This window comes from Thalassorhabdus alkalitolerans, assembly GCF_042656525.1.
Taxonomy (GTDB): domain Bacteria; phylum Bacillota; class Bacilli; order Bacillales; family Marinococcaceae; genus Thalassorhabdus; species Thalassorhabdus alkalitolerans.
In genome coordinates this window covers 239,488-265,339 of the sequence record NZ_JBHSOZ010000010.1, presented here as the reverse complement: position 1 = coordinate 265,339, position 25,852 = coordinate 239,488, and the positions used below count along the sequence as shown (strand labels likewise).

The window sequence follows — 25,852 nt, the reverse complement described above, 5'->3', positions numbered from 1 at the left end:
TTCTTTTCCTCTCTTCATCCTGGCTCAGGAAGGAGCATTCCATCTTTCATCTTAAAACCATTCTCGACCTACAGTTCATCGTACCTAAAGTAATTTCGTTTTAACCTGCGAGGAAATTCCATTAGCTTTTGATACGATATACTTTTAGCGACTTGATCTGTATCGATGAGTAACAACTGGTCTTCCAGTTGAATAATCGTGTCTTCTTCCTGGTATACCATGCCACATTCTTTGCACTGCACAGCAGGAGTATCTGTAATTTCTATTGCTCTGGTTCCATCAGGAAGTTCCCAATACACTGTAGTTTTGGATGTAAAGGCGCTTTCTGACTCACACCATTCACAAAGAATCATCAGTGTTTTTCCTCCTTACTTACACCAGAATCTGTCTTTCCTTTTTTCAACTGGGCTTGATATTTTTTCTCTTTCAACTCATCTCTCTTTTCACGCAAATCCTTTAACGTCTTGTGAGAAGAATTACTTTGGAAGCTTTTCCTTCTGTCATATCTTTCTAATGTTGACGGAATCAGTGTGCTCTGTTTTTCATTTAAGAGAGAGGCAATGCCCGTTTTCGCTTCTTTATCCTCCAGGTCTTCATACACCTGTGTAAAATAACCCTCTGCCGTCCCGGGAGTGTAATTTTCTGGTTCAGGATACGTGGTAATCACACCTTCAAAATTACGCATCACTATTTTTTCTGGACTCTGAGAAATGATGTAGTTAGGCTGGAGAGTAATTTTCCCTCCTCCCCCAGGTGCATCGACTACAAAAGTGGGGACACTGTAGCCTGAAGTATGGCCGCGCAGCCCTTCCATTATTTCCAGTCCTTTAGAAATCGGTGCCCTGAAATGGCCGATTCCTTCTGATAAATCACATTGATATATATAGTAAGGCCGGACGCGTATTTTGACTAAATCGTGCATGAGTTTTTTCATTATAGAAACACTATCGTTAATTCCCGCCAATATAACCGCTTGGTTTCCTACAGGCACGCCTGCATCTACAAGCATCTCACAAGCTTTCTTTGCCTCTTCTGTAATCTCGAGAGATGTATTAAAGTGGGTATTTAACCAAACAGGGTGATATTTCTTTAAGATGTTACACAAGTTCTCAGTAATCCGTTGCGGAAAGACTACAGGTGCTCTTGTTCCAATGCGGATAATTTCTACATGTGGAATCTCTCTTAGCCCTTTTAATATATATTCAAGGATTTTATCATTAATTAATAACCCGTCTCCTCCAGATAATAAAACATCTCTCACCGATGGTGTATTTTTTATATATTCTATGGCGCCATCAAGCTGTTTCTTGGGCACCCCCATTCCAATCTGTCCTGAAAAACGCCTTCTAGTACAATACCTGCAGTACATAGAACACTGATTTGTAACCAAAAACAGCACCCGGTCCGGATAGCGGTGCGTGAGTCCCGTAACCGGAGAATCCTCATCTTCTTCTAATGGGTCCTCCATGTCATACTTCGTTTTCTGAATTTCTTTGCTTATGGGTACGGACTGCATGCGAATAGGACAGCGTGGGTCATTTGGATCCATTAGTGAAGCATAGTAAGGGGTAATATTTAAAGGAATGGTTTTCGTTGAAATTCTAACGCCCTCTTCTTCTTCAGGAGTTAAGTGAATAACCTTTTTTAAGTCATCTAACGTACGGATCGTGTTGGTAAGCTGCCAGATCCAATCGTTCCACTTCTCTTCAGGAATATCTTTCCAAAGCTCAAATTCACTCCAGTGAAGCTTAGGTTTATAAAGCTTATGATTCATGAAATGACCTCCTTTTCAAGGTTTCAGTCAGGATAGACGTAAATGAAAGGCTCAGTTGCTGCTATTAAACAGGGCTATGATCTGCCTCTCATTCATATCAGTTATCAAACAAGACTGGACAGCCTTTTAGAAAAACTTTTTCATTACGAAAAAGCAGTTTATAGTCCATGCTTATGACAAATAAATGAAATATATTTTAAAGAACACCCATTTCCTTACAGAAAGGACTGGTGAACAGTCAGGTCCTTCACCCATACGTTCATGTTTTCAAGGGAATTATATATATAGCAGTTATTCGTCAGCCTCCCCCTGTACAAGTACCCTAGTTGGTAGAAAGCGGTATTCATGCCAAAGGAAAGAGCCCTGGCAATTGAATAAGCACAGATGATCTTTTGCTTGTACAAATCCCTTTCCAATTCTTGTAGAAGAAATTTCATAAGACCATGTTTTCTTTCTTCCGGGATTGTTGCACAATCTGTTAATTCTGCATTACGATACGTATGATTTACCTCTGCCGAAGCAGCACTGACGATTTTTTTATTTTTTTCGGCTACATAAAAAACCTGTCCTTCACTCAGCTTCTTTTTTACATAGGCAGGCTCGTTCATCGGAGTGGGGTAGATAGAGAATACTTGGCTGTATAAACGGGCAAGTTCCGTACAATCCCTTTCATTTGCTTTTCTTATTGTATAGGCAGCAGGTACCTTGTCTGGATCCTTTTTCCTGAGGCTTGTTTTAAGGAGTTTTGTCAATAACTCATCTTCCTCCAGCCAGCTGGCGGTGTAACGACGATCAGTCGTTTGATATTTTACCATTGCATAATTATCTGCACCGCTGAAATACTTTGAAAAGACAGCCTCTGGGGTATACCCCTTCTCAAGGAGTGACATCCAATTTTCCTGGAATGAATAAATAATTAGTTTTTCAACCGGTTTGTTTACAGTAAGCTTTTGGATGGTGTCGAGCAATACACCCGTTGAACCATAAAAACCATCCACACGCAGTCGTTTGTTAAAGTAATCCAATTCTATTTCTGCCTCAAGGTTATCTTGATGCACAATGATTGTTTCGGATTGTAAATTCACTAGATGCTCCTTTCTGTCCAAATTTCTTTCTTCAACCAATATATGTAGAAAAAGAAGCCCTTACCACCCACGAAAACACCATTGATCACCGGTTTATTTTCTGGAAAATTGCACACCATAATCATAGGTGTAAATTTTAAATAAGGAAGGCGGAATTCAAATGAAAGAAAAGGGCAGACAAGGAGAAGAACCAACAATTGCGAATGGGATAGATGACGATGAAGAACTCAGTGAAAGAGCTACAGAGGAAGAGATTAAAAATGGGGAGTCAACGAGAGTCATAACCCTAAGCTACGATGAAGATCCTCGATTAGGAGATAACAGAAGAGAGTAGAGTACGAAAAAAGAATCCCCCGAATGTACAGGGGATTCTTTTTACAAAGTTTTATAGACTGATGATGTCCTTATCCTTCAAGAAGGAGAGTTTCAGGGTCTTCTAAAAGTTCTTTTACTTTTACAAGGAAACCTACAGCTTCTTTACCATCAACGATACGATGGTCATAGGACAGGGCAATATACATCATTGGGCGATTTTCCATTTTTTCTTTATCAATAGCCACTGGGCGCCATTGGATCGTATGCATCCCAAGGATACCAACTTGTGGTCCATTCAGGATCGGTGTGGAAAGCAGGGAACCAAAGACACCACCATTTGTGATGGTAAAGCTTCCACCTTGAAGATCCGACAGGGCCAGCTTGTTATCACGGGCTTTTTTAGACAAATTGAGTATTTCCTGCTCGATTCCGGCAAAACTCAATCTGTCAGCATCACGGACAACAGGAACGACGAGTCCGTCGTCAGTAGATACAGCCATGCCAATATCATAGAACTCTTTTTTCACGATCTCTTTATCTTGTATTTCCGCATTAAGGTATGGGAACTGCTTCAAGGCAGCTACCACTGCTTTCGTGAAGAATGACATAAAACCAAGCTTTACATCATGCTGGTCAAGGAATGCATCTTTTCTTCTTTTCCGCAAATCCATAACCGCAGAAAGATCAACTTCATTGAAAGTAGTCAGCATGGCAGACGTTTGCTGTACATCTACTAAACGGTTCGCAATGGTTTGGCGTCTGCGGGACATTTTTTCCCTTACCACTGGCTTACCGTTGAATTCATCTTTATTTGCTGCAGGAGCAGCTTCTTTTTTAGGTGCTGAAGGCTGTGATTGCTTTTGCTCGGATCCTTTGTTTGCCTCATAGGAGTCCACATCTTCTTTACGGACACGGCCTAGTGGATCACGCGTTGGCACCTGGCTGATATCGATTCCTTTTTCCCGTGCCAGCTTACGAGCAGCCGGTGAAGCGACAGGACGTTCAGAAGCTGGAACCTCTTCTGTCTCCTCCTGAGCTGGAGATTCCTGCTTCGCATCCTCTTTAACTGATTCTTGCTTTGGTGCTTCTTTCTTTTCTTTGCTTGCACCGCCAGCAGACTCCCCTACAATTGCAATGACATCCCCAACCTGAACTGTATCTCCAGGCTCTTTTACGAGCTCCTGAATGATACCGGACTCTTCAGAAGTAATTTCTACGTTAACTTTATCTGTTTCGAGTTCAGCGATGTTTTCACCTTTTTCCACTTGATCACCCGGCTGCTTCAGCCATTCTGCAATCGTTCCTTCTGTAATCGATTCAGCGAGTTCTGGTACTTTGATTTCAGCCATTATTTAGGGCCTCCTTCTGATTTCTGGTTCAGTGCTTCATTGATAATGCGGGACTGTTCTTTTTTATGAACTTTCGGATCACCTTCAGATGGGCTGGAACGTCTTCTTCGTCCGATGTAGCTTACATCTGCCCCCTCTGGTGCCACCTGGCGCAGTAACGGCTGGATATAAGTCCACGCTCCCATATTGGAAGGTTCTTCTTGTACCCATACCACTTCTTTTACATTATTATAACGTGAGATCACTTCTTGAATCTCTTCCTCAGGGAAAGGATAGATTTCTTCTACTCTTACAATATGAAGCCAGCTTGTATCCATATCATCATTTATCGTTTCATGCAAATCAATTGCCATTTTTCCAGTACAGAAGATCAAACGTTCAACCTTTTCTGCATCCTGTCCAGTTTTCGGTTCTTCCAAAATCGGCTTAAAATGACCTTGGGTAAACTGATCTGCAGAAGAAGCAACATTTGGGTTACGCAATAAGCTCTTAGGTGTTAAAAGTACTAATGGTCTTACTTCCTCTTTTTCCAAAATAGCAGCCTGCCTTCTTAATAAGTGGAAATACTGAGCAGAGCTGGACAGGTAGCAGACATTCCAGTTGTTTTCAGCTGCTAGTGTCAAAAAGCGTTCTGGGCGAGCGCTGGAGTGTTCAGGGCCCTGTCCTTCATAACCATGCGGCAGAAGCATAACCATACCAGACTTCTGGCCCCATTTTGCCCGGCCTGCAGAGATAAACTGATCAAACAGGACCTGAGCAGCGTTTGCGAAATCTCCAAATTGCGCTTCCCATAAAACAAGCGTTTCTGGTGAATGAACATTGTATCCATATTCAAAACCTACTACGGACCCTTCAGAAAGCGGGCTGTTATGGACCGCAAAGGATGCTTTCGCGTTAGATAATGTATGAAGAGGAGAATAAATATCCCCATTTTTATAGTCATGGAGCACGATGTGTCGGTGAGCAAATGTTCCGCGCTGGGAATCCTGACCAGTCAGCCTGACTGGGGTTCCATCAGTAATAATAGAGGCATAAGCCAACGTTTCAGCGTGCGCCCAATCAATCTTTCCACCTTCTTCAAATGCTTTTTCCCGGCGTTTAAGAATCTTTTCTAATTTAGGAAAGACCGAGAAACCTTCTGGCCACGTGATTAATTCTTTATTGATATGACGAAGTTGATCTGTCTCTACCCCTGTTTCTATAGTTGGAAGTCTTGACTCTACCTCCTCGGGTATTTCAACTGGGACTGGTTCATCTGATTTATTACCAGATACCTTGTCATATTTTTCCTGCAGGTTCGCCATCATATCTTCCTTGATTTGTTCAGCTTCTTCCTTAGTGATCAGTCCATCTTGAATTAAACGGTCAGCATAATATTCACTGGCAGTCTTATGCTTTCTGATTTTCTCGTAAAGATGAGGCTGTGTCGCAGCAGGCTCGTCCATTTCGTTATGACCAAAACGACGGTAGCCGATCAAGTCAATGAGAAAATCCTTTTGGAATCTTTTCCTATATTCATAAGCAAGCTGCACCGCTGCAATACATGCTTCCGGATCATCAGCATTTACATGAACAACAGGGATTTCATAGCCCTTTGCCAAGTCACTTGAATACATCGTAGAACGGGAATCATGAGACTCTGTAGTAAATCCAAGCTGATTGTTAGCAATAATGTGGAGTGTTCCGCCAGTTTGATATCCTTTAAGCCGGCTTAGGTTTAACGTTTCGGCTACGATGCCCTCTCCTGGGAAGGCAGCATCCCCATGTATAATGATCGCTGTTGACTTAGAGGCATCTTGTCTCGGGAAACCCGGCGCAGACCGGTCATCCTGTGCTGCACGGGCAAACCCTTCTACTACCGGGTTTACGAATTCCAAGTGACTCGGGTTATTTGCAAGAGTGATTCTTGTTTCATAAGACTCCTGCTGAATAGATTTCTCAGCACCTAAGTGATATTTCACATCTCCAGTCCACCCATAGTTAATTCCGGTGGATCCCTCTGATGGAACAAGCTCTTTGTTAGGAGAATGCTGAAACTCAGAGAAGATCATGTCATATGGCTTACCAAGCACGTGAGCAAGAACACTCAGGCGGCCCCGGTGCGCCATTCCGATCATGACATCTTCCGCTCCTCCGCGGGCTGAATCATGTACATATTCATCAACGATGGGAACTAAGGTATCGACACCTTCTATAGAAAACCTCTTTTGACCGACAAAGGTTTTATGCAAAAATTGCTCAAAGCTTTCTACTTCACGTAAACTGGTGAAAAGTGATTTTCTTTTCTCATCAGATAACGTTTTATAAATTTCACCTGATTCAACCATCTTATTTAGCCACTGGTGCTCTTCTACATCATGAACGTGGTCAAATTCAAAGGCGATTGTTTTTGTATAAGAGTCCTTTAGATGGCTGATCGCCTCAAGGCCATTAGTCACATGGGACGGAGCATCAGGACAAATGATATCTGCTGGAAGTCTTTCAAGATCTTCCTCAGTTAATCCATATTCCTTGGGGTTTAAAAAAGGATTATCGTCTCCCGGCTCTTTAAGCGGATTAATATCCGCAGACAAGTGACCATGAACTCTGATATTTTCAGCTAGCTTAACGGCGGCTGCTACTTTATGTACGCTAGCAGCTGTTTCTCCTTCTTGCTGTGCAGGTGCATGTCCGTTAACTATCTTTACGTCACTGGAAGGCGGACCAAATTGATCAAACCAGTCTTTCATATCAGGATCTATGGAACTTGGATCTTCCTGATATTGTTCGTAAAGATCCCATACGTACCCAAGGTTAGGACCGTAAAACCCTTCCCATGGTTCCCCCTGCTTGGTTGCTTTTCTGCTCATCTGAACAAACCTCCAACTACTAAGTGATGAAAAATTTTGAACATGGGTGACAGTAAAACTTATTATTCTGAATGAAAGATTCTTATGTAGGGATGGTCTTCCATTGCCCTTAATTCCTTAAAACTCTTTTTTCTAACCACTCCTCCTGAGTCATTGGACTAATGCGAGAAGTACTTCTATAAACAAATGTTAATTTATGGATAAAGCACCCCCCATTTGGGGAGAACGCTTTCACCAATTAATTTTAACATGATGTAAACGCATTCTCAAAAATATCCCGTGTTTTGTCGCATTTCTTTGCTGAGAATTCAGTAAGGACTTTGAGAAAAAACGAATCATCATGCCTATGATATAAATACAGATTGTAACAAGTCGTCAATTTGTGTCTAATATGTGAAAGCTATAAATCTATTGTACAATAAAAAACATGATTTTTCAGGCACTCTCGCAAAAATTTTTAATTTTTTCGGTATCATTTTTAAAGCTTAACTATTCTAAATTTATCAAATTTTCCGTTTATTTATCTTATCCTGCAGCCTGCTTTAAATGTGCTAAAATAAAAAGGCATACATACCAATGCCAGGAGTGACTTTCATTATGATTAAAGGTGTAATTTTTGACTTAGATGACACGCTTCTTTGGGATAAGAAAAGTGTCCAGGAAGCTTTCCGGGAAACATGCAAGGAAGCACAAAAAGAAAAAGGAATTGACCCACTATTATTGGAGGAAAAGGTAAGAGAAGAGGCAAGCACCCTCTACAGCTCTTATGAAACCTTCCCTTTCACTAAAATGATAGGAATTAACCCTTTTGAGGGGTTATGGGGTGACTTTACAGACAAAACCGATATTGGGTTTAGAAAAATGAGCAAAATGGCTCCAGATTATCGAAAAGAGGCGTGGACAAGAGGCTTGAAGCAAGCAGGAGTGGACGATCCTGTTTTCGGAGCATACCTTGCTGAACGGTTCCCTCATCACAGAAGACAGTTGCCCTTTGTATATGATGACACCTTTGAATTGTTAGCAGAACTTCAAAAAGACTATCGCATGCTCCTCTTGACTAACGGCTCTCCTACCTTGCAGAATGAAAAGCTTGAAATGACACCTGAACTTGTTCCTTATTTTGACTATATTCTGGTCTCTGGAGCATATGGAAGAGGAAAACCTGATGCGAGCATTTTCGAACATTCCTTGTCTCTTTTAAACTTGACAAAGGATGAAGCTGTAATGATTGGAGACAACCTTAACACAGATATTAAGGGCTCTAATAAAATAAATATGAAAAATATCTGGATTAACCGAGAAAACAAGGAACCTCAACCAGACATCCCCTTTACTGAGGAAGTAAAAAGTTTAAAAGAAATTCCCGAAGTCCTGAAAAAATGGAATAAAAACTAAGAAAAGCATTTTCCTGAAAGGAATCAGGAAAATGCTTTTTTAGAAGAAAGGGAGCTCCCTCTCTTTTTTTGACTTCAGCACCTTCCTGAAGATAATCATTGCGAGCTATTCTCCCTCTTCCATTATTAGAAAGAAACACCATGCTTCGTCAGACTCTCCCGGATCACTCCTGTAAGTGAACAAGGAGCAGGAGTGATCCTGCTCCTTGTTTTACATGTCAGGCAGACTTTTTAAATAGTCCACAACCATACTTGGCTGTTCCTGCAGCGTCCACCCTTTACTTTTTAACTTTTGTTCATGGGACCGATTAAAGGCTTTGACTTCTTCCTGAATATAAAAAATCCAGTCATTCATTTCCTCTTTTCTTTCCTTTGAAAGGCTCTCTTCTACTGTACAGCAAATAAATGAACGGCAAACACTTGTTTTGTAACCAGACGGAAGGCCGCATCCTTGATTTGATACAAAAAATTGACACGTTGAGTAACTAAGCTTAGTGTCCTCTTTCTCCATTGGCAACATGGAAGAAGTATTAACCTTTTCAAAAGCAGGATTCACTTCAGCCTCTATTTTTATTGAATAAGAAGAAACAATAGCCTCAGGATGTTTATATATCGTCTCGTAAAAGAAGTTTTTATCCCTATCCGCCATTTTCTTAATCTCGAATAAAGTGAAAACTGGGCTGTAGCTGCAGCATCCAACCTTTTCTAAAACGTCCTCACCTCTTTGAAAAAATGGATCCGGACATCGAACGCAGGCTGCGGCAGTTATCTGCTTATTGTCTTTATCGATCGTAATCATTTTCCAATACTCTCCCGCTCTCTTTCTGTCTTTTTTTAGTGCCAGGCTTTTTGATACAATCTGTATGAGTAACAGAACTGCTTTCACATTTTAAATGTGGCTGTTCTTTCTGACAACCCCTTTTCTTTTCCTCTCTACTTAGCAGTCAAAGTATTTTAATTAGTATGTGTATTTTATATGGAGTTGACTAAACCTGACTATGCCGCTAAGATTACTAAATGCAACAAGAAGAGAGGTGGAAGTGTTATGGAAGCAGAAACAAAAAATAAGCCTGTCACCCTTTCTATCAATAAGTCAGCACAGTTGCTCCCTCCCCCACAGACTTTACTCACTGTCGGCGGGATTCTCACTGCTATTATTTTGACTTTTATTACCTTACAAATTGCAGACGGGCAGATGGCTCTCTTATTATGGATAGGATTATTACTAGGCTATACTCTTTTTCATTCAAGGTTCGGGTTTACATCCGCTTTTCGGAGGTTCCTTGCCGTAGGAAACGGGGAAGCCATAAGAGCTCATATGGTCATGCTGGCTGTTGCCTCAACCCTATTTGCTCCTATATTGGCTTTTAATCTGAGCTTTTTTGGTGATGATGTTTCTGGTTTAGTATCGCCGGTCGGGGTCAGTGTTATCTTTGGCGCCTTTATTTTTGGCCTTGGCATGCAGCTTGGCGGCGGCTGAGCCTCTGGAACTTTATATTCCGCAGGTGGCGGAAGATCATCCATTTTTATTACATTAGCTGGGTTTATCGCCGGTTCTGTAATCGGTGCATGGCATTTTGACTTTTGGTTAAATGATATGCCTTCATTGCCTGCTATTTCATTGGCAGAAAGTACGGGCCTAGGGTTCCTTGGTGCCTGGGCTGTCCAAATTGCAGCGTTTGCTTTCATTATATGGCTTACTTTTTATATCGCTAAAAAAAGAAAACCGCCCCGTATGGCTGAATTGCCAACGGAGAACGGCTGGAAGAGAATCTTTAGAGGGGCCTGGCCTATTCTCATTGCAGCTGTCGTCCTTGCTGTTCTAAATGCCATTACTCTTTTGACCCGTGGAAGCCCTTGGGGAATCACGTCTGCCTTCGCTCTTTGGGGATCCCAAATCTCCCAGGGCATGGGAATTGATGTCGCATCCTGGTATTACTGGTCTAGAGACGGTATGGAAGAGCAGCTTACACAGTCTGTTTTTCTTGACTCGACAAGCGTCATGAATTTCGGTCTCGTAACCGGGGCTTTTATTGCCTCAGCTGCCGGAGGACTATTCGCTCTTAAGAAAATTCCATTTAAAACAGCTCTTGCTTCTTTAATCGGCGGTCTGTTAATGGGGTACGGAGCAAGACTGGCATTTGGATGTAACATTGGTGCATACTTCAGCGGCATTGCTTCGTTTAGTGTGCACGGATGGGTATGGGCTGTTATGGCCCTTCTGGGTACTTATACAGCCCTTTGGATCATGCCATGGTTCGGTCTGAAAGTACCTAAGCCAAATGATAAATCTTGTTAAGCAAAACTGTCTTATACGGTAGAGAGCCGTGTAAGACAGTTTTTTACTTTCTTCTGTGTCAGGATGCTCCTTTTACTGCTCTCTTTCTTCTCCCCAGTTCTTGCTTACCTCAAGGTAAGGTCTCAATCTTTTTACATACCTTCTTACTCTGTAATAGACTTCTTTTCGTAAATTAGGTGAAGGTATATGAGAGGAGATATTAGAGAGCTCCGGATATACTCCGTAATTATGAAAAAGAACGGGAACCACCATCTTATGAAGGATCCTTCCGGAATGTTGATCAATCACTTCGATGTCTACTTCTGCAACCAAGGACCCTATTTTATCTTCCGGCTTTTTTCTATATACTTGTTTTATATCAAATACATATTGAGGCACACGATCATCTCCTGAGAACATCTCTTGCTTTTTCTATTCCCTTTACCCACACTACCAAACAAAAGGAGAACAGAAGATGGATGCTCAACAAGTTTTCGCCCTGCTTTGTATCGGGTTTGTCCTGGCTGCTTTTGACAAAAAGAAAGAGCACTTTCCCTTGCCGTTACTTCTTTTAGCAGCTGGAATCCTCTGTTCCTTCGTTCCGTTTTTTTCAAATATCGAAGTCACCCGAGATCTCATTTTTGATTGGTTTCTGCCTGCGCTTTTATTTGTTGCTGCTTATCAATTTCCGTACAGGGATTTAAAAAAAGACGCGGGCTTAATATCCACCCTGGCAACTATTGGCTTGCTGCTCACCTTTATCCTTTTAGGCATCAGCCTATATATCTTATTAAGCCCCTTTTTGGAAGTAAGTTTAGTTGCTTGTCTGTTAATTGCAGCTATGCTGACTCCTACGGATCCAGTAAGTGTGGTAACAATCTTAAAGCAGACAGGACCCCAGGAAGCGGCAGACATTGTCGAAGGTGAATCATTATTAAATGACGGAACAAGTATTGTGTTATTTACTTTAATGAGTACGATGTATTTTGAATCACAACAGTTTTCCATAAATTCCTTTCTAATCGATTTTTTACTTGTCACTTTCAGCGGCGCTGCCATTGGCCTCATTATCGCTTTTTTAGCGAATAAATGGATGCACCTGATTAAAGATAATGAATATCACATTTTTCTCTCCCTTTTGTTAGCTTATATCAGCTTTTATATTGCTGAATCCCTTCAGGTGTCAGGAATCCTGGCCACTGTAGCTGCAGGGCTTTTTTTATCCCGGCATTTTCATGTAAATGGAGACAAAGAGGTGAAAGAGAGACTTGATGGTTTTTGGGGCATCATCGAGCTCTTGATGATATGCCTCGTATTTTTATTAATTGGAATTGCAGGCGGACAGCAGCCTTATATATCTTATTTATATTATATCCTGGCAGGCTTTTTACTGATGATTGCGGCAAGATATATTGTACTGGCCCTCATTATGTACCTTATCCCCTTTTGGAGACATCGGTTTCACTTTCAAGATTACTTAATCCTTGGGTGGGGGGGAATGAAAGGAACCATTTCATTAGCTCTGCTTCTTGGCCTGAATGCGGGTGGAAAGAACAGCGAAGTGATTTTCACCCTTACATTTGGCATTGTATTTTTATCCATTTTTATTCAAAGCTTAACGATGTATCCCATAACAAGAAAATTAAAAGCGCAGGAACAAAAGAAAAAGGAGAGCTCATAAAAGCTTCCCTTTTTTGCATTTCTTTGCACCATTGTGCTTTTCTGCTTATATTCCGGCGCTTCTTTGCAGTCTTTTTACAATTTCCATAAACTCATCTGGACCGATGCCAGGCGCAAACTCCTCCGGGATTTCTTCTAAGTCAGGTATTGGAGCACCGTCCGGAGTGCCTATAACTACCTCCAATTGTCCTCCATCCGGGTGCTGTCCTTTCCATATCTGTGCAATATCACGGTAATACTTGTCACTCCATGTGTATAATCTTCTATGAAGTCCCTGTGCTTCATATTTTCTTGCATGGTCAAAAGCTCTGTTATCCAGGTTAGGAATCGGAATCATCTTTGTCATGTCCACACCTGTAGCTACTTCCAATGCTTTGGCATAGGCAAGAACGTGAGTTCCTCCTCTAACAAGCAAATATCCTATCATTTCACGAGCAGTTTCATTGGATGTCATTTCATATACTCTCATTTTATGTGTGCGTGCCCCGACTTCAAGGAAAAAGTTATTTACTAAATCCAATATAAGATTTCCGCTGGTAAAGGCGTAATCTCCATTCCAGGGCCTTCCCATGGAATCACTTAACAAAGCAGACTGGGCACTGACAATAAAATGCTGACTGTTTCGTTTGTCTTTGGCTGCCTGCATAGGTGTAATATCCGGATCACCAGGGAAGGTGGTTCCTTCTATCATTAAATTAATTGTATTGGATACTAATTCCACATGCCCAAATTCTTCTGCCGTAATACTGGCAATAATTTCGTAAAACGGCCTTAATTTTTTCTTGTTTCTGAAATTAAAAGATTGGATCATATACGTGTTTAACGTGGACATTTCTCCAAATTTTCCTCCGAGGAGCTCTTGAACAGCTGCGGCCCCGTTAGCATCAGGAGATTTCGGCTTCGGCAAATCAATTGCCAGCTTATCAATTCTCTTAAACAACACTACCCCTCCATTCATAACACGTGTGGTCCTTTTAAGTTGTATGAAAGAGCAGGGTTGTATCATTCTTTTTTAAGAAGGCATCACCCAGACAATTTGTGCGATTCTCACGTAAAATGTTGAACCATGAGATTCTACAACTACATGCTCAGGCATAACATTTTGTATAACACCCTGCACATTTCCTCTCACAGTTTCTATAACCACCCGGCTGCCTCGGATTGAAAGCAGTGTTTGATACACATAAGGGTCTACATTCGTAACAAGCTGTGGAGTTGATTCCATTTTTACCGCCTCCATTTTCTTATTCGAAATAACTTATGTTATAAGAAAGAAAAGAGTGCGTCTGCCTATTAAAAAAGAATGTATGAAGCGTAACATTCCTCTAAATCGCCATATTTTTGAATATTATATTCATGACTTATTAGTCTTTTAAATTAAAATCTTTTCAAAATTTCCTTTATTTCATAGTCCCTTGAAAATTACATGAAACATGTTATTTTTATAATATATTATTTAACTTTATACAGGATTTATCTTTTCACTCCTACAATATTAAGGTAAGGTTGGATAACTATACAATTATATACGTGAATAGAGGTGTTTTTTTTTGGAAAATCAATCAACAAATAGAAATGGGAGTTTTATGCGATTTATTATCCCCTCTCTCATAGGGATTTTTCTTTTTATGATTCCCATTTCTTATGACGGTTCCGTTACAATTCCAGTAGCTATATTAGCTGGAATGGTGGAGGACTTACTTGGGCCTGCCCTCCCTGCTATTGTCACCATTTTAATCGGACTTGCAGTTGTCGGAACTTTGCTCGCTAAAGTGGCCGCTGTTTCGTGGATTACTAATAATACTTTTCTAGATAATTTATTTTCGGTCACTCCCATTTGGTTTATCGTAAGGATCATTGGATTCATCCTTGCGGTGATTACTTTGTTTCAATGGGGTCCTGAGTGGATCTGGCACGAATATACTGGCGGCTTAATGCTTTTTGACCTTCTGCCTCTTCTCTTTACAGTCTTCTTGTTTGCTGGCTTGTTTCTGCCGCTACTCTTGAATTTTGGACTGCTGGAATTTGTCGGCACACTATTAAACAAGATAATGAGGCCCTTGTTTACGCTTCCTGGCCGTTCTTCAATTGACTCTTTAGCGTCTTGGATGGGAGACGGAACAATCGGGGTGCTTTTGACCAACCAGCAGTACGAACAAGGTTATTACACGAAAAGAGAAGCTGCCGTCATCGGGACGACATTTTCTGTAGTCTCTATTACTTTCAGTATTGTCATCATTGAGCTTATGGAATTGGGCCATATGATTATCCCTTACTATTTGACCATTGTGGCAGCCGGCTTAGTTGCCGCTCTTATTATGCCGAGAATCCCTCCGCTTTCCAGAAAGTCAGATGACTACTATGAAAAGGCAGAACGAAAAGGGAGCAATGATCAGATACCAGAAAACACATCAGCTGTCTCTCATGGTTTGCGTCAGGCAGCAGCAAAAGCGCAAGAAAACAAATTCCGCACGGTAGCTACTGGCGGCGTGAAAAATGTCCTTGATATGTGGCTTGGCGTCCTGCCGATTGTGATGGCACTGGGAACAATTGCTGTTATTATTGCTGAATTTACCCCATTTTTCGTTTGGCTTGGTACACCATTTATCCCGCTGTTGGAACTAATGCAGGTTCCTTATGCTGCTGAAGCATCACAGACAATGCTTATCGGGTTTGCAGATATGTTCCTTCCAGCAGTGATTGGAGCAGACATTGCCAGTGAGTTCACACGGTTTGTGATCGCATGTTTATCTGTAACTCAGCTTATCTATATGTCCGAAGTCGGGGGCTTGCTTCTTGCTTCTAAGTTACCAGTAAGGTTTATCGACCTTGTGATTATCTTTATCCAAAGAACTATCATTACTCTTCCAGTAATCGTAGTTATTGCTCACTTTATTTTTTAATCACAAAAGGGATTGGATCAGAACCTTCCTTTATAGATAAAGATTCAGAATGGTACTGCACCCCAAATGGTAGAGGATATAACCTATCATTTGGGGTATTTTTCTTAGACATAGTGTAGTAATGAGGGTAGAGAAAACTTGCAAACGGCATAGAAAACATACCATGAATGCGAGAAATGAAGCTTCAAAGGAGGTGGTCCTTGTTTCTTTAGATGCAAGTGAGTGCCTTTTTACCAGTTGCCTCCAATGTAAACATAGGATAAAAGAAAAAGGCACTCACTGTTTGGTGAATGCCTTTTATCTGAGTTTTCCTATATACTTTTTATTTACTCCGACTTTGACTCGCCGGCTTCAGTTCTTTTCTTTCCATACCAATCATCGAGAACTTTAGCATCAAGCACTTTGTTTTTTACAAAGTCTTGCTGTTCTTCATCAAATTGGCTGGTCCAGTCAAGCTCAAGATCATCAGCCAGACGGACAATCGTTAATAGTTCCTGCCATGCTACATAGCGCTTATACCAGAAAAATTGCGGCTGCTCGCTCATATATGGGTAAAGATCGTCAAATTCAGTGTGTTTACAATCGATCGTGCGTTCAAACTGTACTTTGGCATCCTGAATCTTCTCTTCAAAGAAAGAACCAATATTCTTTTCCATGTCCTCTCTCACTCTCCCCTTTATCTAATCTCACACGTCCTAATAGGATGATATGATTTAAGATTATTTTGCCATAACCGGCCTATGAAAGCAAAGGAAGATGCATATATAAATAGAAAATTTTTTATACATATGAAAAATCTTCCATGTCCTGGGAGACGCCATCTCCTTTGTCAGGCTATTCTTAATGCCTTGGTCTTCTTTTAATAAAAGGCTTTGTTACATCTTGTTGGTGATTTTCGTGGGTATTCGCTTACGTCTAAATGGACAAGAATGGACAAGCGCGGCATCCATTCTTCTTCACTTCATTCCCAGCATCTTCTATGCACCTGCAGGCACAAGTGCCACATCCGTTCAGCTTCATTTCATTCGCTTCACGGTGTCTTCTGTGCCTCGGTATGGATTCAATTTTCTCTCGGGAAAACCCACCCTGCAGCACCTTCAGCTTCTGCTATTGCTGAAGGCTTCTCGCACTACTTATAAAAAATCAACATCAGTCTTTAACAAAGCCTAAAAAAAGAGCATCCGCATAAGCGTGAAGCTCTCTTCATATTTTTCAGCTGATTTCTTGCAGACGTTTTTCCATCTTTCGAACCTTATAGTCTTCAGCATGAAGGTGCTCAAATTCCTTAAGCCTGCGTCTCATCTTACTTTTTACAGTCACAGCCGGTAGAATTCCCTTATTAATCAAGTGTTTTGTAAGGAAATCTACGTGACCGCTTTCATACTTATCATTTTCTTCAACTGTCTCAAGGTAATGATACATTGCATCCTCCAGGCTCTCATACTCAGATACGAAATCACCATATTTCTCCACACAATATCTATAGTTATTTTCACTTAATTTATTTATAAAAATGGTCATAAACTTCTCTTCATTACCTTCAAAGGTAACTCCCTTTCTTTCAAGAAGCTTAATAAAAATAACCATCTCCTTATTGTAGAAAGCGGATGCTTTTCTCATCTCTCTTGTTATATGAATAGACATGCTTGAACGACCGCTTGATCTTGCGTATAACCGGTTAAGCAAAGCTCTGGACACTTCCGGTTTCAATAAAAAGCTTGGATGGGCTGTCTTTAAATAGCGATCAATCTCTTGATGAAGAATCTCGTTTGTCTTTTCTTCTTTTTCAATTTCCTTCAGCAACTCAAGACGCTGAAACTCAGCATATTCACGAATTCTCTCCTTTGTTTCCTCCGCCCATTTTTGTCTTTGCCACGTCATTCTTTCTTTTAATGTTCCCAGCATGAAGACTCCTCCTTTCAGATGAACATTCTCTCTCATGTTCTCTGTCATTTTTCTCTGTTATTTTTAATCCAAAAAGAGTGTACCATAGACTATTTGAAAAGAAAAGCTAGAATTATAAAGTATTTTATCAAAATATGATTCTCATCTAGCCTCATAATGATATTTACTAGATTATTACGTCTAATCGTTATTATTCTGGAAGATTCTAATAATTTAATAAACTATCTTTGTCGTGATAAACTAAACAAGAAGTCAAAAAACAGGAGGGTTATCATGTCTATTTTCCGTGAAGACTCGCTGGCTGGTGAGCATGCTTTAATAACAGGAGCAACTGGCGGAATCGGAAAGGAAACAGCCAGGCTCCTCGCTTCCATGGGAGCAGATATTACAATTACAGGAAGGAATAAAGAAAAGCTTGCTGCCCTTAAAGTCGAATTAACAAACAGCAGTCCGGATATATCTGTAGCCTCATTTCCCTGTGATATAGGAAATAATGAAGAAAGAGAGGAACTGGTTCACAAAGCAAAAAAGGAAAATGGCAAGGTCACCATACTTATTAACAGTGCAGGTGTGTTAGGTGGGAACGTACTTGAGGAACTCACACAAGAAGTGATGGAAAAAGTTATGCACATCAACTATACATCTGCAGTGTTATTATCCCAGCTTGTCTATCCTGACATGAAAGAAAGGCAGAAAGGTGCTGTCATTAATGTTTCCTCGCTATCCGGTTTAAGAGGAACCTATGGAAATACTGCTTACGCTGCTTCCAAATTTGCATTGATTGGCTTTACTCACTCTTTTGCAGTTGAAGCCATCCAGCATGGAATTAGAGTGAATGCGGTATGTCCCGGTTATGTAGATACAGAAATGGGGAGCCAGGCTATTGAAAAAGCCGGAAAACGACAACATCGTACGTTGCCTGAACAGCTGCAAATAGTAAATGCCTCTCTTCCATCTGGAAGGATTACTTCACCTGAGGAAGTGGCTCATACCATTGCCTTTCTGGCTACAGACAGCGCCAAAAACATTGTGGGAGAGGCTGTGAAAATTTCAGGAGGCGGTGTGCTGTAGCCAAAAAAAGAGAGCGTTCTTTTTCAAGAAGCTCTCTTATCTCACTACCAATTATGAAACTGTGACCAGGTGGTTCGTCCGATCAAAAAAGCTGCAATCGCGTAAGCCTCTGCCTCTTCCTTTATTCTTGCAATTCCTTGAGGAGGCTGTTCAACAGCAATTTCAAACTCTTCCGGTACCTCGTTTACCTCACCTGCAAAAGCTTCTCCCAGGAAGCGAACGCTATGGTTCATAGCCATCTCACCACTCCTCATTACTTCATAGAATGAAACGAATCCGTGCATTACTCCTCGGTAGCGTACCGTTTCCACTGGGATCCCATTTTCATGGAGCTTTTTACCGTATAATTCCCCTTCATCCCTAAGTGGATCAAACTCAGCAGTAACAATAAATGCTGGCGGAAGACCATCTATGTCCTTGGCTTCCAGCGGGGAAGTATATGGGTTATACCACATATCCTCTTCCGGTGTATAAGCATCTCTTGCTTTAAGCATAACCTGCCTGGATAATAAATAATATCCGCTGTCATACGCAGTTCTTGAGGCAAACTCTACATCCCGGAATGTTGTCAATGGATAATAAAGAATTTGAGCTGCAATCTCCGGTCCTTCCCGGTCCTGTGCCATCATTGTCACTACAGCAGCAAGGTTCCCTCCTGCACTGTCTCCAATTACGGCTAATTTTGAAGGATCTCCTCCAAGCTCTTCTGCGTGGTCATAAGCCCAGAGTAATGCATCGTAGCTGTCTTCCACGGCCGCAGGGAAAATATGCTCAGGAGCAACCCGGTAGCCAACCCCTATAACAATTGCACCCGTTCTGGCTGCCAGCCCTCTCATAACATTGTCATGAGTGTCAATACTTCCGTAGCCTTCAAGAAAAGCCCCTCCGTGATAATACAAAATGATTGGAGCTTCTTCTACATTTGAATAACGATAGACCCTTAAATCGATAGAGTGTCCATCGGAAACTTCTGTCTCATAATTTTCTCTTAACATCACTACCTCAGGGTTGGATGAACCCGTTGAAGCCAGAAAGGCAGGCGCTTCAATATCTAATGGAATTAAGTTATTATTTACAGCGTGAAGGATAACCGCAGTTTTTGATGGCAGCTTACCTTGATCGGTGCTCGACCAGAGCTGCACAGATAATATTAAAGCGATTATTACAGCAAACGATGAAAGGATAATTATTTTTAGGCTTTTTTTCCACATATTTTCTGTGTCACGTCCCTGAGAGACATGCCCTCCTCCTTCACAGTTGTTCTTAGTTGGTTGTTGATATTGTAATTATATCAAAAACAAAAAAGAAAATCTTTACATTTTCACATTTTATTTTGACATTTTTACATATTTTCTGTTTGTTTAAAATATAAAAAAACTCTGAAGATTTCATCTCCAGAGTAACGTTGATTTCTACTGTCTATGCAAAGGATAGTCATGGGGATGGACGAATTCATATCCTTCTTCTAACAATTTAGGTACAGCTTTTTTTACCCCTTCAGCTGTCCCGCTCCCCGGCTGGTTCATATGGAGCAAGGGAATAGATCCGGGCCTGCTGTCAAGAAGAGCTTTTTTCACCTCTTCTGCAGAATATGTTGCCCCCGCATCGCCTGCCACATCAAACCCTAACACCTCTAACCCTGCCTCTTCAACGATTGCTACGGCAACTTCATCATAGTAAGCGGTTCCTGAACGAAAGAAAACAGGCGGTTCACCAGTCAGCTGTGTTAATTCCTTCTGGGCCTCTCCTACTTCATTAAGAACTTCTTCTTCACTTTGTGTGCCTTGTATGCCCCACGCTGTTTGTCCTGAAACAGAAAGAGGAACGTGATCTGTCCCATGATTTTCTATGCGAAAAAGAGGGTTATCCGCCAGCTCTTTCGTCTTTTCAGGATTTTGTTCAGCCCACCTTTTATTAATAAACAATGACGCCTTTATTCGGTTTTCTATAAGAAATTCAACCAGGTCTTCATCATATTGATCCCCTTGCGGTCCTCCGCAGGCATCAAACGTCAGAGCAATAACTTTTTCATCAGTCGCCATGCGATGATAAACTCCTGTTACTTGTTCTCCCCATTCATTGGGTTTTTGGGAAGTCTCCTCTTGCTTGTCCCAACTTCTCTTTTCTTCCCCAATCAATTGTTTGTGACTGTGCAGCGTTTCTGCTTCACGATCTTCACCATGGTTTTGGCAGGAAAACAGCAGGAAACTAATGATAAGAAAAGGAAAAATAACCCATCGACATCTATCTGACATCAAACCCTTTCCCCTTCACAAATTCTTTCATATACGATCGCTTTGGATCTTTCAGCATGGAGGCCATTTGATCCGACCATCTTTGATTTCTCTTTCCATTTGTCCTTTTTGCATAATAAGCTGATACAATCTCATCAAACTCTCTTAATTCTCCTTCTATCACTTCTTCATTATTGTTATACGTGTTTTCATGATAGATATGATGAAGTGGCAGACGAGGTTTCTTCTCTGTATCTTTTGTCGGCAATCCTACACACAGGCCAAATAAAGGCAACACCCGATCCGGTGTCTGAAGGAGTTCACTTGCTTTTTCTAAATTATTGCGAATGCCTCCAATGTAACAAATGCCGTATCCCAAAGATTCCGCTGCAATTGCCATGTTCTGGGCCGCTAAAGAGGCATCAATCAAAGCGACCATAAATTTTTCTGTACTTTCTAAAGAAGGAATCACATTTGTTTCTTCTCTTTTTCCAATGTATTCATGTCTTTTCAAGTCAGCGCAGAAAACAAAAAAATGTCCATTCTCTTCAACATAACTCTGGGGCCCGGCAAGCTCAGCCAATGCTTTTTTCTTGTCTGGATTCGTCACTCCAATAATACTGTAGGCTTGTATGTAGCTTGACGTTGAAGCCTGCTGTGCGCATTGGATTAACGTATCAACTGTCTTTTTTGAAAGTGGTTTGTTTTCAAATGCCCTTACTGAACGGTGGGATAAAATGGTTTCGATCGTTGAATTCATTGTTTCCTCTCTCCTTACGTATACGCTCGTCCCTTTCCAGAGTCGCTAATTTCGACAAGCTCTTCTGGATAAGGCAGAAAAAAACTTTGCCTCAGTAAATATGCCTCCTCAAATCGAATGGCCCAGGATTTCAATATACTGATAATGCTTGTTAAAGGTATCTTTTTTTCTCTGTACCTTTCTAGCATATCAAGAAAGAAAGCTTTCTCACCAGCATGTAGCCCTGAAGATAAAAAACCAAATACATGCTCACACACATTAATATAACGTTTGGTAGAAGGAGCCTGTTGTAACGCATGTTTTAATGCAGCTTCATATTTTTCAAACACTCTCTCTGCAGGCAGCCTTTCATGATTAGCGGCTATATTTCCAAGCTCTTTCACACTTTTCTGGTCATAAGCCATAAGTAAAAATTTTTGTCTAGCATGAAAATTTACTAACTCATGTATTTTTTGCGTGCGTTTCTTTTCCTTAAAGGCAGCGAGAGTAAAAATCTTCGTATAAAAGTGTTCTCTTATCGTAAAATTGCTAAGTCTTCCTTCATCCTCTACAGCACAGCCAGAAAAGTGTGATAAAACTACTTCAGCAAAAAGTCCGCTCCCCAGTTCCTTAGTCGCTGACCCTTTCTCAGCTCCAGTGTACACCTTAGCATCAGAAATGCCGCATGTAGGGGATCTGTTTTTTAAAAGAAATCCATCAACTTCTTGTAAGCTTTTTATAAATCGTTCTGAAAATTTATGCATTTCACCTGTTATATTTTTCTTTATAGAAGGCTGGATCAGTTCCTTACTTCCATTATTATCTACAAGGCGGATCGTATCTCTTGGTACTCCTAAGCCGATTTCTACTTCCGGGCAAACTGGAATGAAGTTCACAAAAGAAGAAAGCCTCTGAATCGTTTTGTTTGGAATCATTTCTCCGTTATATCTGCACGCGTCAAATTCAAGGCACTTGCTCACGACGACTTGCGGTGTCGCAAATTCTCCCATTTTTCTCCCTCCAATACAGACAACTTCCATTGGCTATACCCTTATTTTTATCATTTTAGAAGGTATCTACACGAAAAGAAGAAAATTTATTGTAAGGACAAAACAAAAAAACACGCCTAAAAACGAGGCGTGTTTTTCAAACGAAATATGTAGGGACGTTAATTTATGTAAATCCTAAATATCCATTAGTCCTAAACTAATGTCGAGCGCTTTCTTTACTTCTTCCATCATCGCATCGTCAAGATGGGTGATCTTATCTGTCAAACGCTGCTTATCAATCGTCCGAATTTGTTCAAGCAAGATTACACTGTCTCGGTCAAAATCATGCTTGCTTGCATCAATCTCCACATGTGTAGGGAGCTTTGCTTTCTTAATCTGCGCTGTAATAGCAGCAACGATGACCGTTGGGCTAAACCGGTTTCCAATATCATTTTGGATAACTAGTACCGGCCTCACGCCTCCTTGTTCAGACCCTACAACAGGTGAAAGATCAGCAAAAAAGACGTCGCCTCGTTTTACTTTTTTTGAATGGTGATGACCGTGATTCGTATCACTCAACTCATCCGTTCACCTCCTTCACCTGATCCCTTTTCAAAAGGGTATGCAGGGCGAGCAGGCATTATACCCCTTTTTCTTGTAAAACTGCCTGCTCTCCGATGGTTAATGCTTCCTCATCTGCTTGTGCAAATTCCTCAGCAATCCCCAAGTTAATCTGGGCCATCTCGAGATACCCTCGTTTCATTTGAAAACGAATGTCGGTGCTTTTCTTTTTTTCAATTTGATTTTCGATTACTTTTCGAAAAAAGGAATCTATTTCCTCTTTTGACAAATGCTCAATTTCCGAAAATATATCTTCCGGAAGCTCTACGGCAATTTGCTGCAAGTACGACATAGAAGACGGCCCCCCATGCATCTTTTATTCCCATATTTCATTATAAGGGAAAAAGCCTTAAAAATAAAAGAGGTTTTTTTTATTACCTACATTTTAGCCTAATAACTAGAATATTAACAGGTTTTTTTCTTTTCATTCCTCCCGCATAATTATCGACTTCCTTTTCCAAAATAAGAAAAAGCATCCTGGATCAGGGATAAGGAGGAAAAACCGTGAAAATATACAAATTGCTCTTTGGCTTATTGTGTCTTGTCGCCTTGCTCGGTGCCTGTGGTGAGGGAGCCGTCGATGATTTGGAAAGTGATTTAGAAAGGACTCATTATGAAAAAAATAATGTAACAGACACTACCCCAAATGATAAAGTTCAAAACCAAAAGCGGCTGCAGCATACAAAAGGAACAGAAGATTATGCTGACCTTTATGAAAATTATATAGATCGTTCAAATGATCATCTTGAAACACTTGCTATGAACATTCATGGAAACGAAATTGAGAATCTTACTGACATATTGCATCCTATTGAACAAATGGAAAAGGAAGCAGTGGAGCTCCTGGCTCTGCCCGTTCCATATGAATTTGAAGAGCTTCACGCGATTCATACAAGTAAAATGGCTGAATTAACCCACTTAAAAAATTCCCTTGCCGATTGCTTTGAAGACTCCGATGAACACGAATGTTCTATGGTGGAGGTGCATTTTGACAACATCCTTTTAGCCCATAATCAGATGGAAATCGTTTGGACTGATGTTACAAGGAGAGAGGGAGTATTTTAACCAGGTTGTATATATACAATTACAGGGGTAACATCTCTTAGGAATCACTTCCCTTTTTTATGTAAAAATTAAAGAACAGAGTAACTCTGTCCTTCCAGTACTGGCGTAAATGACGAAAGATAAGTGAGCAGAAGACAGCAGGATAAAGCATTCGAGGTGTGAACCAATTCGTAAGGGTTCACTCCTGCCGGCTTCTGAAATATGCAATCTAACCATCTCACAGAACCCGGGGACAAAAGGAATTCACTAAAGAAGTGGACCTTTTATTTACTATTCGACAGAGACTAAAGAACAATAAAGAAACTCCATAAAAGCTTATTATTTAATCGGCCTTATTAAAGGTGTCTGACCGTTTATCAACAATAAAAATAAAAAATCAACCTTGGCCTTACGAGAATTAATAAGGCCAGTTTTCGCCGGGTCGCTGAAATTCATACTCTATATCCTTCAGGAAATCGTGGAGAGTGTGACTTTCAAATCTTCCCTCACCCTTCTCCGCTGCTCTGATTCTGTTAACTGATTTTCTATCTGTGAAGATATGCAGCTGATTTTCATCCACTACATCTGACAAAAAGCTGTACATTAAATAATGAACTTTTCTTTTATCGTCCTCATGTGATTGAACTCCTACAAAAAAATGACCTTCTTTTTCCACAACATAGGCTTCATCAATTTCGTCTGCCTGCAAGAGACGTATTTTCATTTCAACAGCAGGTTCTTCGTATCCTAAAGAACCAGGAGTTCCCTCTTTAAAATAGGGTGTTTCCCCAGCCTGAGGACTTTGTCTAATGGTCATTGGTCTCCTTGACCATAGCCGATCCCCGCTCCCGAACCTCCTGTCTCTTTTTTCGTGCCAGGTGTCTTGCTCAGCACTTCTTCCATACCGAATAATGTCGCCGGTTTCATCGCCTTCTCTGCCGGGAGCATCATCTGGTATCATCATATCGCTTAAAATACCTTCATGCTTTCTTGCCGATTCTATACCTAAATCATTATAAGCCTGGTCTTTTCCACGATCTGCACCGATCTCATGCCTTTGTTCAATGACACACCCTGATATTAGAAAAACAAACAATAGTAGTATTGTCAGTTTTTTTATCACGTTTTTTACCTCCTTTCTTCTCTTTTTTATATTTTGCGTTTTATATCCGTGTTAATCCGGGAAAGGATAGAATCAAAGACAATTTTAGGAAGGCAGGTTATCCTGCGCCTCTCTTTCAGGACAGGTATCACTCTCATCTTTCCAGTCTTTACTATTTAAATCATACGTTTAAAATCAAACCTACCAGGGCAAACAACCTGTAAGAACAAGAAAATACAACAAAATTCTTATCAAAACCCATTGCAATTGATCAAAAGGTTTGATACAGTTTCTGTAGAAAATCAATTTTATATCCTGCTTCTTTACTGGAAGTGAGGTTAGAGGCGCGAAGACCATTAGTATGTAACAGGAGGCACATGAGAGCCGTGGAATGTTACAGAAAGGGGGATTTGCCGAAGTGGAGAGCTTCTCATGAACTCGAAGCTGGTTTCGTATTGAATAAATACGTAACTGTCATATAGCGCCAATGACGCGCTGTATGGAGGGCTATCTCACGCAT

General features: G+C 40.8%; 24 protein-coding genes, 1 pseudogene and 1 riboswitch. Of the genes and pseudogenes, 7 read left to right on the top strand and 18 right to left on the bottom strand.

Features of this window, described 5'->3' with window-relative positions; translation table 11 throughout:
* Nucleotides 1-68 precede the first annotated feature (68 nt).
* The 3 genes from ACFPU1_RS16285 to ablB form a co-directional block, all read right to left on the bottom strand.
* Nucleotides 69-353, bottom strand: coding sequence for a YokU family protein (locus ACFPU1_RS16285; protein ID WP_385942977.1), 285 nt, complete (start codon nucleotides 351-353; stop codon nucleotides 69-71).
* Nucleotides 353-1,774 carry a lysine 2,3-aminomutase gene (gene kamA, locus ACFPU1_RS16280; protein WP_385942975.1) on the bottom strand — a complete coding sequence of 474 codons (1,422 nt, stop codon included), beginning with the start codon at nucleotides 1,772-1,774 and terminating at the stop codon, nucleotides 353-355. Before kamA ends, ACFPU1_RS16285 begins: the two co-directional genes overlap by 1 nt.
* A gap of 215 nt (nucleotides 1,775-1,989) precedes the next feature.
* Nucleotides 1,990-2,859 (bottom strand): putative beta-lysine N-acetyltransferase, encoded by an 870-nt coding sequence (gene ablB / locus ACFPU1_RS16275; RefSeq protein ID WP_385942974.1) that lies wholly within the window; start codon nucleotides 2,857-2,859, stop codon nucleotides 1,990-1,992.
* A gap of 160 nt (nucleotides 2,860-3,019) precedes the next feature.
* Here ablB and ACFPU1_RS16270 point away from each other — a divergent pair, with 160 nt between their 5' ends.
* Nucleotides 3,020-3,193, top strand: coding sequence for a hypothetical protein (locus ACFPU1_RS16270; RefSeq protein ID WP_198153430.1), 174 nt, complete (start codon nucleotides 3,020-3,022; stop codon nucleotides 3,191-3,193).
* Nucleotides 3,194-3,263: 70 nt separating this feature from the next.
* Here the strand turns inward: ACFPU1_RS16270 and odhB are convergent, their stop codons facing one another.
* A complete protein-coding gene (gene odhB, locus ACFPU1_RS16265; RefSeq protein WP_054635747.1) occupies nucleotides 3,264-4,523 on the bottom strand; it encodes a 2-oxoglutarate dehydrogenase complex dihydrolipoyllysine-residue succinyltransferase in 1,260 nt (419 codons plus the stop codon).
* The gene (locus ACFPU1_RS16260) at nucleotides 4,523-7,372 is read right to left on the bottom strand and encodes a 2-oxoglutarate dehydrogenase E1 component (protein ID WP_385942973.1); all 2,850 of its coding nucleotides are present in this window, start codon (nucleotides 7,370-7,372) and stop codon (nucleotides 4,523-4,525) included. Before ACFPU1_RS16260 ends, odhB begins: the two co-directional genes overlap by 1 nt.
* A gap of 597 nt (nucleotides 7,373-7,969) precedes the next feature.
* On the opposite strand from ACFPU1_RS16260, the gene ACFPU1_RS16255 reads away from it, so the two are divergent.
* Entirely contained in the window at nucleotides 7,970-8,767 is a 798-nt protein-coding gene (locus ACFPU1_RS16255) for an HAD family hydrolase (RefSeq protein ID WP_385942972.1), read from the top strand.
* Nucleotides 8,768-8,977: 210 nt separating this feature from the next.
* Here ACFPU1_RS16255 and ACFPU1_RS16250 read toward each other — a convergent pair whose 3' ends face one another.
* Nucleotides 8,978-9,565, bottom strand: a complete 588-nt coding sequence (locus tag ACFPU1_RS16250) for a hypothetical protein (RefSeq protein ID WP_157049775.1) — start codon at nucleotides 9,563-9,565, stop codon at nucleotides 8,978-8,980.
* Between the two features lie 177 nt (nucleotides 9,566-9,742).
* Here ACFPU1_RS16250 and ACFPU1_RS16245 point away from each other — a divergent pair.
* Nucleotides 9,743-11,065: pseudogene (locus ACFPU1_RS16245) on the top strand (YeeE/YedE family protein).
* 72 nt (nucleotides 11,066-11,137) lie between these two features.
* Here the strand turns inward: ACFPU1_RS16245 and ACFPU1_RS16240 are convergent.
* Nucleotides 11,138-11,443 (bottom strand): hypothetical protein, encoded by a 306-nt coding sequence (locus ACFPU1_RS16240; protein WP_385942971.1) that lies wholly within the window; start codon nucleotides 11,441-11,443, stop codon nucleotides 11,138-11,140.
* Between the two features lie 76 nt (nucleotides 11,444-11,519).
* Here ACFPU1_RS16240 and ACFPU1_RS16235 point away from each other — a divergent pair, with 76 nt between their 5' ends.
* Nucleotides 11,520-12,725 carry a cation:proton antiporter gene (locus ACFPU1_RS16235; RefSeq protein WP_385942969.1) on the top strand — a complete coding sequence of 402 codons (1,206 nt, stop codon included), beginning with the start codon at nucleotides 11,520-11,522 and terminating at the stop codon, nucleotides 12,723-12,725.
* A 45-nt stretch (nucleotides 12,726-12,770) separates the two neighbouring features.
* On the opposite strand, the gene ACFPU1_RS16230 is transcribed toward ACFPU1_RS16235, so the two are convergent.
* Nucleotides 12,771-13,664 carry a manganese catalase family protein gene (locus ACFPU1_RS16230; protein WP_374701204.1) on the bottom strand — a complete coding sequence of 298 codons (894 nt, stop codon included), beginning with the start codon at nucleotides 13,662-13,664 and terminating at the stop codon, nucleotides 12,771-12,773.
* A gap of 72 nt (nucleotides 13,665-13,736) precedes the next feature.
* Entirely contained in the window at nucleotides 13,737-13,949 is a 213-nt protein-coding gene (locus ACFPU1_RS16225; protein ID WP_385942968.1) for a YuzF family protein, read from the bottom strand.
* A gap of 361 nt (nucleotides 13,950-14,310) precedes the next feature.
* Between ACFPU1_RS16225 and ACFPU1_RS16220 the strand changes: the two genes are divergently transcribed.
* Nucleotides 14,311-15,627 carry a YjiH family protein gene (locus ACFPU1_RS16220; protein WP_385943047.1) on the top strand — a complete coding sequence of 439 codons (1,317 nt, stop codon included), beginning with the start codon at nucleotides 14,311-14,313 and terminating at the stop codon, nucleotides 15,625-15,627.
* Nucleotides 15,628-15,953: 326 nt separating this feature from the next.
* Here ACFPU1_RS16220 and ACFPU1_RS16215 read toward each other — a convergent pair whose 3' ends face one another.
* The gene (locus ACFPU1_RS16215; protein ID WP_198153429.1) at nucleotides 15,954-16,283 is read right to left on the bottom strand and encodes a hypothetical protein; all 330 of its coding nucleotides are present in this window, start codon (nucleotides 16,281-16,283) and stop codon (nucleotides 15,954-15,956) included.
* 556 nt (nucleotides 16,284-16,839) lie between these two features.
* Entirely contained in the window at nucleotides 16,840-17,532 is a 693-nt protein-coding gene (locus tag ACFPU1_RS16210; protein WP_385942966.1) for a hypothetical protein, read from the bottom strand.
* 273 nt (nucleotides 17,533-17,805) lie between these two features.
* Between ACFPU1_RS16210 and ACFPU1_RS16205 the strand changes: the two genes are divergently transcribed.
* A complete protein-coding gene (locus tag ACFPU1_RS16205; protein ID WP_385942964.1) occupies nucleotides 17,806-18,603 on the top strand; it encodes an SDR family NAD(P)-dependent oxidoreductase in 798 nt (265 codons plus the stop codon).
* A gap of 44 nt (nucleotides 18,604-18,647) precedes the next feature.
* Here ACFPU1_RS16205 and ACFPU1_RS16200 read toward each other — a convergent pair whose 3' ends face one another.
* The 6 genes from ACFPU1_RS16200 to ACFPU1_RS16175 form a co-directional block, all read right to left on the bottom strand.
* Nucleotides 18,648-19,814, bottom strand: coding sequence for an alpha/beta hydrolase (locus ACFPU1_RS16200; protein WP_385942962.1), 1,167 nt, complete (start codon nucleotides 19,812-19,814; stop codon nucleotides 18,648-18,650).
* Nucleotides 19,815-20,015: 201 nt separating this feature from the next.
* Entirely contained in the window at nucleotides 20,016-20,858 is an 843-nt protein-coding gene (locus tag ACFPU1_RS16195; RefSeq protein WP_385942960.1) for a polysaccharide deacetylase family protein, read from the bottom strand.
* Nucleotides 20,848-21,597 (bottom strand): oxygen-insensitive NADPH nitroreductase, encoded by a 750-nt coding sequence (gene nfsA, locus ACFPU1_RS16190; RefSeq protein WP_385942958.1) that lies wholly within the window; start codon nucleotides 21,595-21,597, stop codon nucleotides 20,848-20,850. Before nfsA ends, ACFPU1_RS16195 begins: the two co-directional genes overlap by 11 nt.
* 14 nt (nucleotides 21,598-21,611) lie before the next feature.
* Nucleotides 21,612-22,586 (bottom strand): YbgA family protein, encoded by a 975-nt coding sequence (locus ACFPU1_RS16185; protein ID WP_385942956.1) that lies wholly within the window; start codon nucleotides 22,584-22,586, stop codon nucleotides 21,612-21,614.
* Nucleotides 22,587-22,760: 174 nt separating this feature from the next.
* Nucleotides 22,761-23,144, bottom strand: a complete 384-nt coding sequence (locus ACFPU1_RS16180; protein ID WP_100398634.1) for a type II toxin-antitoxin system PemK/MazF family toxin — start codon at nucleotides 23,142-23,144, stop codon at nucleotides 22,761-22,763.
* A 61-nt stretch (nucleotides 23,145-23,205) separates the two neighbouring features.
* Complete coding sequence (locus ACFPU1_RS16175) at nucleotides 23,206-23,478, bottom strand: antitoxin (RefSeq protein WP_100398633.1); 273 nt, start codon at nucleotides 23,476-23,478, stop codon at nucleotides 23,206-23,208.
* 212 nt (nucleotides 23,479-23,690) lie between these two features.
* Between ACFPU1_RS16175 and ACFPU1_RS16170 the strand changes: the two genes are divergently transcribed.
* Complete coding sequence (locus tag ACFPU1_RS16170; protein WP_385942954.1) at nucleotides 23,691-24,251, top strand: hypothetical protein; 561 nt, start codon at nucleotides 23,691-23,693, stop codon at nucleotides 24,249-24,251.
* Nucleotides 24,252-24,648: 397 nt separating this feature from the next.
* On the opposite strand, the gene ACFPU1_RS16165 is transcribed toward ACFPU1_RS16170, so the two are convergent.
* A complete protein-coding gene (locus tag ACFPU1_RS16165; protein ID WP_385942952.1) occupies nucleotides 24,649-25,353 on the bottom strand; it encodes a hypothetical protein in 705 nt (234 codons plus the stop codon).
* A 310-nt stretch (nucleotides 25,354-25,663) separates the two neighbouring features.
* Nucleotides 25,664-25,850: riboswitch (Lysine riboswitch) on the top strand.
* Nucleotides 25,851-25,852 lie beyond the last annotated feature (2 nt).